This window comes from Gordonia sp. SMJS1 (genome assembly GCF_029866425.1).
Lineage (GTDB): Bacteria > Actinomycetota > Actinomycetes > Mycobacteriales > Mycobacteriaceae > Gordonia > Gordonia hongkongensis.
The window spans coordinates 2,508,443-2,522,553 of the sequence record NZ_CP123381.1 but is presented as its reverse complement, the minus strand read 5'-3'; the positions used below and the strand labels follow the sequence as shown (position 1 = coordinate 2,522,553).

Below are 14,111 nucleotides of genomic sequence, written 5' to 3'. Positions count from 1 at the left end.
GGTCGGGCGGTCTCAGCCGGCCTTGGCAGCCGAGGTGAAACGCTCGTAACCCTTCTCCTCGAGCTCATCGGCGAGTTCGGGACCGGCGGATTCGACGACGCGACCGTTGACGAAGACGTGCACGAACTCCGGCTTGATGTAGCGGAGGATGCGCGTGTAGTGCGTGATCAGCAGGATCCCGCCGTTGTCGCGCTCTTTGTACCGGTTCACGCCCTCGCTGACCACCCGCAGGGCGTCGACGTCGAGTCCCGAGTCGGTCTCGTCGAGGATCGCGATCCGCGGCTTGAGCAGATCGAGCTGGAGGATCTCGTGACGCTTCTTCTCACCGCCGGAGAAACCCTCGTTGACGCTGCGCTCGGAGAACGACGGATCGATGTCGAGCGAGGTCATCGCCTCCTTGGTCTCCTTGACCCAGTGGCGCAGCTTCGGCGCCTCACCGCGCACGGCGGTGGCGGCGGTCCGCAGGAAGTTCGACATCGAGACGCCGGGCACCTCGACGGGGTACTGCATGGCGAGGAACAGTCCGGCGCGGGCTCGCTCGTCGACGCTCATCTCCAGGACGTCCTCACCGTCGAGGGTGATCGACCCCGAGGTCACCTCGTACTTGGGGTGACCGGCGATGGCGTAGGACAGCGTCGACTTGCCGGAACCGTTGGGGCCCATGATCGCGTGCGTCTCCCCCGACTTCACGGTCAGGTCGACACCCTTGAGGATGTGGATGGGCTCGGCGTCGGCGTCGGTCTGCGCGACATCGACGTGCAGGTCACGGATTTCCAGTGTGGTCATAGTCTCAGGATTTCTTTCTCCGGGCTGGGAAGTTCGGATGGCGAGGGTGATCGGCGGTCAGGCGCCGGCGAGTTCGAGTTCCTGCTCGACCGCCGCCGAGAGACGCTCGCGCAGCTCGGGCACACCGATCTTGGCGATCACCTCGCCGAAGAAGCCGCGGATGACGAGGCGTCGGGCCTGGTCCTCGGGGATGCCGCGGGCCTGCAGGTAGAACAGTTGCTCGTCGTCGAAACGACCGGTGGCGCTGGCGTGTCCGGCACCGACGATCTCGCCGGTCTCGATCTCGAGGTTCGGCACCGAGTCGGCACGCGCGTTGTCGGTGAGCACCAGGTTGCGGTTGAGCTCGAAGGTGTCGGTGCCCTCGGCCTCGGCGCGGATCAGCACGTCGCCGACCCACACGGTGTGGGCCTCACGGCTGCGATCGCCGGAGACGTCGCCCTGCAGCGCGCCCTTGTAGACGACGTTCGAGCGGCAGTGCGGCTGGCTGTGGTCGACGAGGAGTCGCTGCTCGAGATGCTGGCCGGCGTCGGCGAAGTACAGACCCCACATCTCGACATCGCCACCGGGCGCGTCGTAGTGGACGATCGGCGACAGCCGAACCAGGTTGCCGCCGAAGCTGATCGCGAAGTGGCGGACCACGGAGTCACGACCGGCGCGCACGTGATGCGTCGCGACGTGGACGGCGTCGTCCTCCCAGTCGTGGATGTTCACGACGGTCAGTGCGGCACTGTCGCCGACGACGAATTCGACGTTCTCCGCGAACGTGCCGCTGCCCTTCTGATCGAGGACGACGACGGCGCGCGCGAACGCCTCGAGCCGGATCTGGGTGTGGCCGAAGGCGGTCTCGCCCTCGCCGGGGCCGGTGACCGTGACGGTGACCGGCTCGGCGAGCTCGACCTCGCGGCCGACGGTCACCACGGTCGCCTGCGTGAACGACGAATACGCCTGCGCGGCAACGCGGTCGAACGGCACGCCGCCCTGGCCGAGCCGCTTGTCGTCGCGACCGACGGTCTCGACCTTGACGCCCTCGGACGCTCCGGTCACTTCCACGGTCGCCTCGCCGGTCCGCTGCGCGGATCCGTCGTGCAACCCGCGGAGACGACGGAACGGGGTGAACCGCCACGCCTCCTCGCGGGGACTCGGCACCTCGAAGGCGTCGACGTCGAACGAGGTGAACATCTCGCCCTTGTTGACGACGGGCGCCGCCGAGCCGGGAGTGGTCACGGGCAATGTGGGATCGGCCATCAGCCGACAGCTCCTTCCATCTGGAGCTCGATCAGGCGGTTGAGCTCGAGCGCGTATTCCATCGGGAGTTCCTTGGCGATCGGCTCGACGAAGCCGCGGACCACCATGGCCATCGCCTCGTCCTCGGTCAGACCGCGGCTCATCAGGTAGAAGAGCTGGTCGTCGCTGACCTTCGAGACAGTCGCCTCGTGGCCCATCGTCACGTCGTCCTCGCGGATGTCGACGTACGGGTAGGTGTCGCTGCGCGAGATGGTGTCCACCAGCAGCGCATCGCATTTCACCGTCGACCGGCTGCCGTGCGCACCGTTGTTGATCTTGATCAGACCGCGGTACGACGCCCGGCCACCGCCTCGGGCCACCGACTTGGAGACGATGTTGCTCGAGGTGTTCGGCGCGAGGTGGACCATCTTGGAACCGGTGTCCTGGTGCTGGCCCTCACCCGCGAACGCGACCGAGAGGACCTCGCCCTTGGCGTGCTCGCCGGTCAGCCAGACCGCCGGGTACTTCATGGTGACCTTGGAACCGATGTTGCCGTCGATCCACTCCATGGTCGCGCCGGCCTCGGCCTTCGCGCGCTTGGTCACCAGGTTGTAGACGTTGTTCGACCAGTTCTGGATGGTCGTGTAGCGGCAGCGGCCGCCCTTCTTCACGATGATCTCGACGACCGCGGAGTGCAGCGAGTCCGTCTTGTAGATCGGCGCGGTACAGCCCTCGACGTAGTGCACATAGGCACCCTCGTCGACGATGATCAGCGTGCGCTCGAACTGGCCCATGTTCTCGGTGTTGATCCGGAAGTATGCCTGCAGCGGGATGTCGACGTGGACACCCGGCGGCACGTAGATGAAGGACCCACCCGACCACACCGCGGTGTTGAGCGCGGAGAACTTGTTGTCGCCCGCCGGGATGACGGTCCCGAAGTACTGCTGGAAGATCTCCGGGTGCTCCTTGAGCGCGGTGTCGGTGTCGAGGAAGATCACGCCCTGCTTCTCGAGGTCCTCACGGATCGAGTGGTAGACGACCTCGGACTCGTACTGCGCCGCGACACCGGAGACGAGACGCTGCTTCTCCGCCTCGGGGATGCCCAGCTTGTCGTAGGTGTTCTTGATGTCCTCGGGCAGGTCGTCCCACGTGGCGGCCTGCTTCTCGCTGGAGCGCACGAAGTACTTGATGTTGTCGAAGTCGATGCCCTCGAGCCCCGCACCCCAGCCGGGCATGGGCTTCTTGTCGAAGATCTTCAGGGCCTTGAGGCGCTGCTCGAGCATCCACTCGGGCTCGCTCTTCTTCGCCGAGATGTCGGCGACGACCGCCGGGGACAGTCCGCGCTTGGCGCTCGCGCCCGCGACGTCGGAATCGGCCCAGCCGTAGCCGTACTTGCCGAGGGCGGCGATCGTCTCCTCTTGGGTGAGGGGCGCCGCTGGGGTCGGGGTGGCCGGATCGGTGACAGTCATCGCGTGGCCTTTCGGGTTGTCGTGGCGGTCGGTGTCTGGTTGGGGGTGGCGCGGGGCGATACGGGCTGCGTATCGGGGTCCGCGACGGCCCCGGGTCGGTCTTCGGTGGTCCCACCCGGCGGTGGGTGGATCGGCACATGGGTGGTGCAGGCGCAGTCACCGTTGGCGATGGTCGCCAGACGCTGCACGTGCGTGCCGAGCAGTTCGGTGAAGACCGCGGTCTCCGCCTCACACAGCTCCGGGAACTCGGTGGCGACGTGCGCCACCGGGCAATGGTGCTGGCAGATCTGCATGCCGGTCCCGACCTGACGCGTGTTGGTCGAGTACCCCGCGCTGGTGAGCGCGTCGGCGATCTCGGCGACCGTGTCGGCGACGGTCACCGGGCCGGTGCTGGGACGGACGCCGGCCACGATGCGTTCGACGCGCTCGCGCGCGAACTCGGCGACCGCGTCGGTGCCGCCGAGATCACGCAGCTTTCGCATCGCCGCACCGGCCAGGTCGTCGTAGGCGTGGCGCATCTTGCCGCGTCCGGAAGCGGTGAGCTGGAAGTACTTGGCGGGCCGGCCCCGGCCGCGTTGGCCGAACCCCGGCGAGGCGACCTCGATGTCCCCGGCGCCGGTCAGGGCGTCGAGATGGCGACGCACGCCGGCCGCCGAGATGCCGAGGCGCTCGCCGATGTCGCCGGCGGTGAGCGGGCCGTCTTCGACGAGCAGGGTGATCACGGCCTCCCGGGTCTGACCGTCATGGTGCGCGTCGACACCGCCGGTCACTCCGGCACCCGTACCAGCGGAGGGCACGGCGCCGACACTGCCAGAAGGCAGCACAACATCGTTCCGCATGGTTTTCACAACACGAGTGTGACGTAATTACTTCCCTGCTGCCAGCAAGGGTGCCCTTATCGCAGGGGGTCGTGAGGCCACCACGCCCGGCGATTACAGTCGTCGTGTGCCCGAAACCACAGCTCCGCGCCGCGTGCCGGACTACTTCGGACTCGTCTGGACCCGGTTGGTCGCCCTGCTCGACTATCTCGGACTGCGCAAACAGCGCCCTGCCGCTGCCGGCGCCGAACCCGGCGACTACGGCAAGACCGTGGCCCGCCTACACGACGACGAGCGCGAGGTCGGCCCGCTCAACGCCGAGGAGACCCGCCGGCTCCGCCGGATCAAGCTCTTCGGCGCCACCGGCTCGGTACTGATCCTCATCGGCGCCCTCGGGACCGGTGCGGTACCCGTACTGCAGAACCCCGTTGCCGGGATGCGCGTCCTGTCGTTGCCGTCACGCATGTTCGGCACCGCCCTCGCGCTGTCCATCGGCGGCGCGATCACCCTGGTCGTCGCGTGGTTGTTGCTCGGCCGGTTCGCAGTCGGCCGGTTCAGCGTCGAGGTCCGCCACGGCCGGAGCCCGGAGCGCCGCATGAGCCGCCGCCAGGCCGACCGGACCCTCATGCTGTGGATCGCCCCGATCATCGTGGCGCCGCCGCTGCTGAGCAAGGACATCTACTCGTATCTCGCGCAGAGCGCCATCGCCTTCCGGGGCATGGATCCGTACTCGGTCAGTCCGGTCCGCGGACTCGGCGTGGACCACATCCTGACCAGGTCGGTGCCCAACCTCTGGCGTGACACCCCCGCGCCCTACGGCCCCTTCTTCCTGTGGATCGGCGAGGGCATCACCAAGGTCACCGGCGACAACATCACCGCCGCGATCTTCTTGCACCGCGTCGTCGCACTGATCGGCGTCGCGCTCATCGTCTGGGCACTCCCCCGCCTGGCCCGCCGCTGCGGGGTCTCGTCGGTGGCCGCACTCTGGCTGGGCGCGATGAACCCGCTGGTCATCCTGCATCTCGTCGGCGGCATCCACAACGAGGCCCTCATGCTCGGCCTGATGCTGGTCGGTCTCGAATTGAGTTTCCGCGCCATCTACGGCGCCGAACGACTCCGCCGACCCGGGACCTTCGTCCCCACCCGAGCGGGCTGGTTGCTCATCGGCGGCGGTGCGGTACTCGCGGCGTCAGCGATGATCAAGGTCACCTCGATGCTCGCCCTGGGCTTCGTCGGCATCGCGCTGGCCATGCGGTGGGGCGCCACCCTGCCCGTGCTCCGCCACACGCCGATCCGGGAATGGTGGGGTCGCTCCCGGTGGTCGGTGTACATGCTGAGCGCGTCGGCGGCCTTCTACGTGGTGGTCCTGGGCATCGTGATGATGGGGATCTCCCTCGGCACCGGGCTCGGCTTCGGCTGGACGGGCACGTTGTCGACGGGCGAGATCGTCCGCTCGTGGATGTCGATGCCGACCCTGTTGTCGGTGACCACCGGCCGGATCGGTGTCACCCTCGGCCTCGGTGAGCACACGCAGGCGATCCTCGAGGTGGCCCGGCCCATCGGCCAGCTCGTCGCCGCCCTGTTCATCGTCCGGTGGATGCTCGCCACGCTCGGCGGCCGGCTCCACCCACTCGGCGCACTCGGTGTGTCGATGGCCACAGTCGTGCTGTTCTTCCCGTTCGTGCAGGCCTGGTACCTCCTGTGGGCCGTGATCCCGCTGGCCGCGTGGGCCACCGGCGCCTGGTTCCGGATCTCCACCATCGCGGCGTCGGCGATCATCGCCATCGTGGTGATGCCCACGAGTTCCAACACGAGCGGAGTGGTTCTGGCACAAGGACTTCTGGCCGGCGTGATCATGGTCGCGGTTCTCACCGCCCTGTTCTTCGAGGACCGCGCGCCCCGTCGGCGACGCCGCCGCGGGCCCGTGTCGGACGACGACGAGGCGACGGCCGGGTCGGCGTCGGCACGACGATGAGCGCATGCGCCGTGTGCCCGGTCACCGCTTTTCGTCCCTGGGCTCCGAGCGCCTAGTCTGACCAGTGTGCGCAGCACGACCTCTCGGCAGATCAACGACGACGATCGGGTGAACGATCGTCGGCTCCGCGATCCCGGGTCAGCCGCCTCCGCCGCCTCCGCCGGCACCCCGGCCGCCTCTGCGGCGGCCGTCGAGGTCCGCGGTCTGGTCAAGCGCTTCGGTGATCGCACCGCGGTCGATCGGCTCGATCTCACCCTCGAACGCGGCGAGATCCTCGCCCTGCTCGGTCCCAACGGCGCGGGCAAGACCACGACCGTCGAGATCTGCGAGGGCTTCACCGCGCCCGACGCCGGCAGCGTCCGCGTCCTGGGTCTCGATCCCATCGCCGACAACGACGCGCTCCGGCGCCGCATCGGCGTCATGCTGCAAGGCGGTGGCGCCTATCCGGGAGCCCGGGCCGAGGAGATGCTGCGCCTGGTGGCCGCGTATTCGGCCGATCCCATCGATCCCGAGTTCCTGCTCGACGCACTCGGGCTGACCGAGGTGCGTCGTACGTCCTACCGACGTCTGTCCGGTGGCCAGCAGCAGCGCCTAGCCCTCGCCTGCGCGGTCGTCAGCCGCCCCGAACTGGTCTTCCTCGACGAACCGACCGCCGGACTCGATGCCCACGCCCGCCTCGTCGTGTGGGAACTCATCGACCGGCTCCGGGCCGACGGAGCATCCGTCCTGCTCACGACCCATCTGATGGACGAGGCCGAGGAACTCGCCGACCACGTCGCGATCATCGATCACGGCCGCGTCGTCGCCGACGGGACACCCGCCGACCTCACCAGCACCGGCGCCGAGAACGAACTGCGCTTCACCGCACCACGTGGACTCGACCTGTCGATGCTGGTGCTGGCCCTGCCCGAGGACTACCACTGCACGGAGGCCACCCCCGGCTCGTATCTGGTCATCGGTCCGATGACGCCGCAGGTGCTGGCCACGGTGACCGCCTGGTGCGCCAAGATCAACGTCCTCGCGACCGATCTGCGCGTGGAGACCCGCAGCCTCGAAGACGTCTTCCTCGATCTCACCGGACGGACCCTTCGACCGTGACCTCATCCGCACCCACCGGGCTCCCCCGCCCCGCCGACCGTGCTGCCGGAACATTCCCCGACGGTCTGTTCCGCCCCGCTCCCCGGGCGGCGTCGCTGCCGGCGATGATCGCCGCGCAGAGCGGCCTCGAACTCAAGCTCCTGCTCCGCAACGGCGAGCAGTTGCTCCTCACGATGTTCATCCCGATCACGCTGCTCGTCGGTCTGTGCCTGCTGCCGATCGACACCGGGTTCGGCGACGGCCCCGCCGAGCGGGCGGCGCTGTTCGTCCCGGCGATCCTGACCGTCGCGGTGATGTCGACGGCGTTCACCGGACAGGCGATCGCCGTCGGGTTCGACCGTCGCTACGGCGCGCTGAAACGCCTCGGCGCGACGCCGATACCGCGCTGGGGCATCATCGCCGGCAAGTCGATCGCGGTCCTCGTGGTGGTCGCGCTGCAGTCGGTGATCCTCGGTGGGATCGGCGCCGCGTTCGGCTGGCGACCGAGCCCCGTCGGTCTGCTCATCGGTGCGGTGGTCCTCGCGGTCGGCACCGCGTGCTTCGCGGCTCTTGGGCTGCTGCTCGGCGGCACCCTGAAGGCCGAGGTCGTGCTGGCACTGGCGAACCTGCTGTGGTTCGCGTTCATCGGCCTCGGCAGTCTGGTCGTCGTCGACTCCAACATCCCCGACGCCGTGCACTGGATCGCGCGGTGCATCCCGTCGGGGGCATTGAGCGAGGCGCTCGAGATGGCCTCGGAGGGTTCGTTCGACGCCTTCGGGGTGGGTGTCTTGCTGGTGTGGGCCGCGGTGGCCGGCACCTTGGCGGTGAGGTGGTTCCGATTCCGATGACATCCGATACTTCGAACGCCCCGGCGACGGCCCGGTCGGGCGATCATGCCGCGGCCGCCGGCGAAGCGCGCCGGCCGCTGACCGGTCCGTGGCGGTTCGTCCTCGGCTTCGGCCGTCCGACCGCACGATTCGTGCATCGCTGGGCCATCGCCCTGCTCGTCTCGAACGTGGGCATCGTGGCCACCGGCGGCGCCGTGCGCGTGACCGCCTCGGGCCTCGGTTGCCCGACCTGGCCGCGGTGCACCGACGAGTCGTTCGTGCCGCACGGCGAACTGGGCATGCACGGCGCGATCGAGTTCGGCAACCGTCTGCTCACCTTCGTGCTGATCGTCATCGCCATCGCGACCTGGGTCGCCGTCCTGCGGTCAGCCGGAGCGGCGCGCCGGGACAAGTGGCTGGTCACCCTCATCGCGCTCGGCATCCCGTTCCAGGGGGTGATCGGCGGGATCACGGTCCTGACCCAGCTCAACCCGTGGGTCGTCGCGCTGCATTTCCTGCTGTCCATGGCGCTGGTCTCCGCATCCACCCTGCTCGTCTACCGGATGCGTCCGTATCCGACGCCGACCGCGCCCGGATCGCCCGACGCCGACGCTCCCTCGACCGCCACGCGCCGACTCGGCATCTACCTCGCCTGGCTGGTCTATCTCGTCACCTGGGGCACGATCTACCTCGGCACGGTCGTGACCGGCTCCGGCCCGCATGCCGGCGATGTGGACGCCCCGCGGAACGGTCTCGACCCCGGCAACGCGACACAGCTGCACGCCGACGCCGTCTTCACCCTCGTCGGGCTCGCGATCGCGGCCCTCGTCTACGCACGGGTGTTCGCGCGGCCGCAACAGCGCTCGGCAGTGGTGTTCATGCTGCTCCTGCTGCTTCAGGGCCTGATCGGGTTCGTGCAGTTCGCCACCGATCTGCCCATCGCCCTCGTCATCGCGCACATGTTCGGCAGTGCGGTCCTGCTCATCGGCGCCACCTGGCAGCTCCTGATCGCGCGGAACCCGATCGACAAGGATCCGGCCACGAAAAAGGCAGACCCGCTGCGCGAGCCTGCCTGATCGAACTCCGGCCTCAGAGGATGGCGCGGTTGCGCGCACGCGGGAAGCGCTTCTGCCGCGCGACCCAACCCGCCATCTTGCGGTAGTGCGACGTCGACACCGTGGTCTCCGAGGTGAGGTCACGGTCCCACTCGGCAATCTCGAGACCGTCGACGGCGTCGACCACGGCCTGCGCGGTCGCGAGATCGGGCACGACCCGGTCCCCGAGGATGCCGTTGGCGTCGCCGACGAGCGTGATCCGCACACCGGCGTCCCCGATCGCCTGGAGGACGACCTTCGCGCTGCCACCTTCGCGCTCGACGAACTTGCGTACCGAGGCGACGACCTCGGTGGGTGCCTCGACCTTCTGCTGCGTGCCCGACTTCTCGCCGTCGGTGGTGTTCGTCATGGGGGTCAGCATACCGGGGCGATCCCGGCGTGTAGAACGGTGTCGTGCGAGCTATCCAGGTGACCCGCCACGGCGGACCCGACGTCCTGACCTTCGGCAGTGTCGACGATCCCATCCCGGCCGCCGACGAGGTGATCGTCCGGACCGCAGCGGTGGGCGTGAACTTCATCGACACCTATCTGCGCCGGGGCCTGTACCCCTCCACACCGCCCTACATCCCCGGTACCGAGGGCGCGGGCGTCGTCGTCGCGACCGGCTCGGATGTGACGTCGCTGCAGGAAGGTCAGCGGGTGGCGTGGTGTGCGGCCCCCGGTTCGTATGCGGAGCTTGTCGCGGTCCCGGCCTCGAAGGCGGTCTCGGTACCCGACGCGGTCGACGACGCGGTGGCCGGGTCGTCGCTTCTCCGCGGTCTCACCGCGCACTATCTCCTCGACGGGAGTGCTCATCCCCAAGCCGGCAACACGATCCTGGTGCACGCCGGTGGCGGTGGTGTCGGCCTGATCCTCACCCAGCTCGCCAAGCGCCGCGGACTGACGGTCATCACGACGGTCTCGTCCGATGAGAAGGAGGAACTCTCGCGCGCCGCCGGGGCGGATCACGTCCTGCGCTACGGGGAGGACCTGAGTTCCCGCGTCCGTGACCTCACCGACGGACGCGGCGTGCCGGTGGTCTACGACGGCGTCGGCGCGGACACCTTCGAGCAGTCGCTGGCGTCGACCGCGGTCCGGGGGATCATCGTGCTCTTCGGGGCGGCGAGCGGGCCGGTTCCGCCGTTCGACCTCCAGCGTCTCAACGCCGCGGGGTCGCTGTCGGTGACGCGGCCGACACTGGCGCACTTCACCGACACCGCCGAGGAACTGAACCGCCGGGCCGGTGAGTACTTCGAGGCGATCGTCGACGGCAGTGTCGAGGTGCGCGTCGGCCAGCGTTACCGATTGGCCGATGCAGCTGCCGCACACACCGACCTGGAGGCACGTGTCACCACGGGTTCGACGGTGCTGTTGCCGGCCGGGACGTGAGCCGCGCTCAGAAGTAGGACGAGATGGTCTGCAGTCCGACGACCGCGTCGATCGCGAGTCCGCAGAACACGATGGCGAGATACTCGTTGGACTGCAGGAACACCTTCAGCGGTGCCACCTCCGCGCCGCGCTTGGTGTCGCGGTACAGCTTGGTCACACGCTCCAGGAACCAGCCGCCGGCGGTCAGCGCGATCACGGTGTAGATCCAGCTCGTGGCCGGGATCAGCAGCAGTGAGGTCACCACGGTGAGAACCGTGTAGATCAGCATCTGGCGGGTGACGCGTTCCTCGGTCGCGATGACCGGGAGCATCGGCACACCGGCCGCCTTGTAGTCCTCCTTGTAGCGCATCGCCAGCGCCCAGGTGTGCGGCGGCGTCCAGAAGAAGATGACCGCGAAGAGGACGATCGGCTGCCAGCTCAGCGACCCGGTGACCGCGGCCCATCCCACAAGGGTGGGCATACAGCCCGCGGCGCCGCCCCAGACCACGTTCTGCCAGGTCCGACGCTTGAGGATCAGCGTGTAGACGCCGACGTAGAACAGGATCGTCGCCGAGACCAGCAGCGCCGAGAGGAGGTTGGCGGCGAAGTACAGGACCGCGAAGGACGCCGCCCACAACGCGAGACCGAAGATGAGCGCGCTCCGCGGCGCGACCGCGCGGCGGGCCAGCGGACGCCGGGCCGTGCGCTTCATCTTCTTGTCGATGTCGGCGTCGGCCACCATATTGAGGGTGTTGGCGCTGCCGGCGCCGAGCCAGCCACCGATGAGGGTGAAGGCGATGACCGCGATGTCGACGTGGCCGCGGTCGGCCTGCAGCATCACCGGGATCGTGGCGACGAGAAGCAACTCGATGACACGCGGCTTGGTCAGCGCGATGTAGGCGAGCACCGTCGCACGCACACGCCCGGCCCACGATTGATCGGCCGGCGCGACCGTTTCGGTCGATACCTGCGGATTCGATGCGGTGTCGGTCGAGTGAGATGCGGCGGAACTGTTCCCGCTCACACGCTCCCCTATCCTCACGAACACTCCTCGTCCGCCCGCACAGACGCCCGCGGGCTACTACGGAGCATGGTAGACGTTTGCCTCTGCGAACCGTGAATCGAGGCATGGCACCGCCATGCGCGAGCTCTCGACCGGCGATGACGCCAGAACTCGCCGGTAACCATCGGTCGGCGCGCAACGCGTGGCCGGCGCCGATTACTCTGGACGCGTACGCGCCGACGATCGTCGGTGGCCGACACCGGTCAGCGCCGATACCGATCAACGCCTACACCGATCACGCCGGTACCGGTCGCCCTGGTACCCATCGCCCCTTCTACGACCTCCGACCGAGTACGAATCGCACCGAGCAGGCACAGGAGACCTTCAACATCGTGGCCGACACAGACGAGATCCGCGCTTTGACCACCCCCCGCCACCCGGATGACTGGACCGACCTGGACACCCGCGCCGTCGACACGGCCCGGATCCTGGCGGCCGACGCAGTGCAGAAGTGCGGAAGCGGACACCCCGGTACCGCGATGAGCCTTGCTCCGCTCGCCTACACCTTGTTCCAGCGAGTCATGCGTCACGACCCGACCGACACCGACTGGGCCGGGCGCGACCGCTTCGTCCTCTCGTGCGGACACTCGAGCCTGACGCTCTACATCCAGCTCTACCTCGGCGGGTTCGGTCTCGAGCTGTCCGACATCGAGGCGCTGCGGACCTGGGACTCCCTCACGCCGGGCCACCCCGAGTTCCGCCACACCCGCGGCGTCGAGATCACCACCGGCCCGCTGGGTCAGGGTCTGGCCTCGTCGGTCGGCATGGCAATGGCCGCCCGACGCGAACGCGGCCTGTTCGACCCCGACGCGGCGCCCGGACAGAGCCCGTTCGACCACTACATCTACGTCGTCGCCTCCGACGGCGACATCGAAGAGGGCGTGACGTCGGAGGCCAGCTCGCTGGCCGGCACCCAGCAGCTCGGCAACCTGATCGTGTTCTACGACCAGAACCAGATCTCGATCGAGGACGACACCGACATCGCGCTGTCGGAGGATGTCGCGAAGCGCTACGAGGCGTACGGCTGGCACGTGCAGACCGTGGAGGGCGGCGAGGACATCGTCGCCATCGAGGCGGCGATCGAGGCGGCCCAACAGGTCATCGACCGGCCGTCGATCATCTGCCTGCGCACCATCATCGGCTACCCCGCCCCCAACATGATGAACACCGGCATGGCCCACGGCGCGGCGCTCGGCGAAGACGAGGTCGCGGCGACGAAGAAGGTCCTCGGTTTCGACCCGGAGAAGAACTTCGAGGTCACCGACGAGGTGATCGGCCACACCCGCAAGCTCATCGACCGCGGTGCCGAGGAGCGCACGGCGTGGACGTCGTCGTTCGATGCCTGGGCGGAGAAGAACCCCGACGCCAAGAAGCTGTTCGAACGGCTCACCGCCCACGAACTGCCCGAGGGCTGGACCGACGTGCTGCCCAGCTGGAACGTCGGCGACAAAGATGTCGCGACCCGCAGCGCATCGGGCAAGGTGCTCGGCGCGCTCGCGCCCGTGCTGCCCGAGCTGTGGGGCGGTTCGGCCGACCTGGCCGGCTCCAACAACACCACCATGGACGGCGAGCCGTCGTTCGGACCGACCTCGATCAGCACCAAGAAGTGGTCGGCCAACCCCTACGGCCGCACCCTGCACTTCGGTGTCCGTGAGCACGCCATGGGATCGATCCTGTCGGGCATCGCGCTGCACGGGCCGACCCGCGCCTACGGCGGTACGTTCCTGCAGTTCGCCGACTACATGCGTCCCGCGGTCCGCCTCGCGGCGCTGATGGAGATCGATCCGATCTACGTCTGGACCCACGACTCGATCGGTCTGGGTGAGGACGGCCCGACCCATCAGCCGATCGAGCACCTGGCCGCGCTGCGCGCGATCCCGAACCTCGACGTCGTCCGGCCGCGACGCCAACGAGACCGCGTACGCCTGGCAGCACCTGCTCACCCGCCGGAACCATCCGGTCGGCCTGGCGCTCACCCGCCAGAACATCCCGATCCTGGAGGGCACCTCGGCGCAGGGCGTCGCCAACGGCGGATACGTCCTGAGCGACTCCGAGGGTGACCCTCACGTCGTGCTCATCGGCACCGGCTCCGAGGTGTACCTGGCCGTCGACGCACAGAAAGCACTGGCGGAGAAGGGAATCAAGGCCCGCGTCGTCTCGATGCCCTGTGTCGAGTGGTTCGACGAGCAACCGCAGGGGTACCGCGACCACGTGCTGCCGCCGTCGGTTCCGCGCGTCGCCGTCGAAGCCGGCATCGCCATGCCGTGGTACCGCATCGTCGGCGCCGGTGGCGAGATCGTCTCGATCGAGCACTTCGGGGCCTCCGCCGACTACAAGGTGCTGTTCACCAAGTTCGGCATCACCGCCGAGGCCGTGACCGCGGCCGCCGAGCGCGCCGTCGCCGGCTGAG

11 protein-coding genes and 1 pseudogene are annotated in these 14,111 nt (G+C 68.6%); 6 read left to right on the top strand and 6 right to left on the bottom strand.

The window, feature by feature from the left end:
* Positions 1-12: 12 nt before the first annotated feature.
* From sufC to QAD21_RS11500, 4 genes are read right to left on the bottom strand one after another with little or no spacing between them, the layout of a single operon-like run.
* Positions 13-786 (bottom strand): Fe-S cluster assembly ATPase SufC, encoded by a 774-nt coding sequence (gene sufC, locus QAD21_RS11515; RefSeq protein ID WP_058250381.1) that lies wholly within the window; start codon positions 784-786, stop codon positions 13-15.
* A gap of 57 nt (positions 787-843) precedes the next feature.
* Positions 844-2,031 (bottom strand): Fe-S cluster assembly protein SufD, encoded by a 1,188-nt coding sequence (sufD, locus tag QAD21_RS11510; protein WP_205333441.1) that lies wholly within the window; start codon positions 2,029-2,031, stop codon positions 844-846.
* The gene (gene sufB, locus QAD21_RS11505; RefSeq protein ID WP_058250379.1) at positions 2,031-3,479 is read right to left on the bottom strand and encodes a Fe-S cluster assembly protein SufB; all 1,449 of its coding nucleotides are present in this window, start codon (positions 3,477-3,479) and stop codon (positions 2,031-2,033) included. The genes sufD and sufB overlap by 1 nt, the downstream gene beginning before the upstream one ends.
* The gene (locus QAD21_RS11500; protein ID WP_205333464.1) at positions 3,476-4,318 is read right to left on the bottom strand and encodes a metalloregulator ArsR/SmtB family transcription factor; all 843 of its coding nucleotides are present in this window, start codon (positions 4,316-4,318) and stop codon (positions 3,476-3,478) included. Before QAD21_RS11500 ends, sufB begins: the two co-directional genes overlap by 4 nt.
* 133 nt (positions 4,319-4,451) lie before the next feature.
* Here QAD21_RS11500 and mptB point away from each other — a divergent pair, with 133 nt between their 5' ends.
* The 4 genes from mptB (at position 4,452) to QAD21_RS11480 (ending at position 9,252) form a co-directional block, all read left to right on the top strand.
* The gene (gene mptB / locus QAD21_RS11495) at positions 4,452-6,272 is read left to right on the top strand and encodes a polyprenol phosphomannose-dependent alpha 1,6 mannosyltransferase MptB (protein WP_205333463.1); all 1,821 of its coding nucleotides are present in this window, start codon (positions 4,452-4,454) and stop codon (positions 6,270-6,272) included.
* 66 nt (positions 6,273-6,338) lie between these two features.
* Positions 6,339-7,370 (top strand): ABC transporter ATP-binding protein, encoded by a 1,032-nt coding sequence (locus QAD21_RS11490; protein ID WP_205333440.1) that lies wholly within the window; start codon positions 6,339-6,341, stop codon positions 7,368-7,370.
* Between the two features lie 65 nt (positions 7,371-7,435).
* Entirely contained in the window at positions 7,436-8,197 is a 762-nt protein-coding gene (locus QAD21_RS11485) for an ABC transporter permease (RefSeq protein ID WP_137811340.1), read from the top strand.
* Complete coding sequence (locus QAD21_RS11480; protein WP_205333439.1) at positions 8,194-9,252, top strand: COX15/CtaA family protein; 1,059 nt, start codon at positions 8,194-8,196, stop codon at positions 9,250-9,252. Before QAD21_RS11485 ends, QAD21_RS11480 begins: the two co-directional genes overlap by 4 nt.
* A 13-nt stretch (positions 9,253-9,265) precedes the next feature.
* Here QAD21_RS11480 and QAD21_RS11475 read toward each other — a convergent pair whose 3' ends face one another.
* On the bottom strand, positions 9,266-9,652 hold the full coding sequence (locus QAD21_RS11475) for a hypothetical protein (protein WP_280361499.1): 387 nt from the start codon (positions 9,650-9,652) through the stop codon (positions 9,266-9,268).
* A 32-nt stretch (positions 9,653-9,684) separates the two neighbouring features.
* On the opposite strand from QAD21_RS11475, the gene QAD21_RS11470 reads away from it, so the two are divergent.
* A complete protein-coding gene (locus QAD21_RS11470) occupies positions 9,685-10,659 on the top strand; it encodes a quinone oxidoreductase (RefSeq protein WP_247452022.1) in 975 nt (324 codons plus the stop codon).
* Positions 10,660-10,666: 7 nt separating this feature from the next.
* Here QAD21_RS11470 and QAD21_RS11465 read toward each other — a convergent pair whose 3' ends face one another.
* On the bottom strand, positions 10,667-11,662 hold the full coding sequence (locus QAD21_RS11465) for a heme o synthase (RefSeq protein WP_065632157.1): 996 nt from the start codon (positions 11,660-11,662) through the stop codon (positions 10,667-10,669).
* Positions 11,663-12,033: 371 nt separating this feature from the next.
* On the opposite strand from QAD21_RS11465, the pseudogene tkt reads away from it, so the two are divergent.
* Positions 12,034-14,110 (top strand): annotated as a pseudogene (gene tkt, locus QAD21_RS11460) (transketolase).
* Position 14,111: the final 1 nt, after the last annotated feature.

Excerpts from the sequence above, each read along its gene's own strand:
- sufC (WP_058250381.1), bottom strand. The coding sequence starts at position 786 with ATGACCACACTGGAAATCCGTGACCTGCACGTCGATGTCGCGCAGACC.
- sufD (WP_205333441.1), bottom strand. The coding sequence starts at position 2,031 with ATGGCCGATCCCACATTGCCCGTGACCACTCCCGGCTCGGCGGCGCCC.
- sufB (WP_058250379.1), bottom strand. The coding sequence starts at position 3,479 with ATGACTGTCACCGATCCGGCCACCCCGACCCCAGCGGCGCCCCTCACC.
- QAD21_RS11500 (WP_205333464.1), bottom strand. The coding sequence starts at position 4,318 with ATGCGGAACGATGTTGTGCTGCCTTCTGGCAGTGTCGGCGCCGTGCCC.
- QAD21_RS11480 (WP_205333439.1), top strand. The coding sequence starts at position 8,194 with ATGACATCCGATACTTCGAACGCCCCGGCGACGGCCCGGTCGGGCGAT.
- QAD21_RS11475 (WP_280361499.1), bottom strand. The coding sequence starts at position 9,652 with ATGCTGACCCCCATGACGAACACCACCGACGGCGAGAAGTCGGGCACG.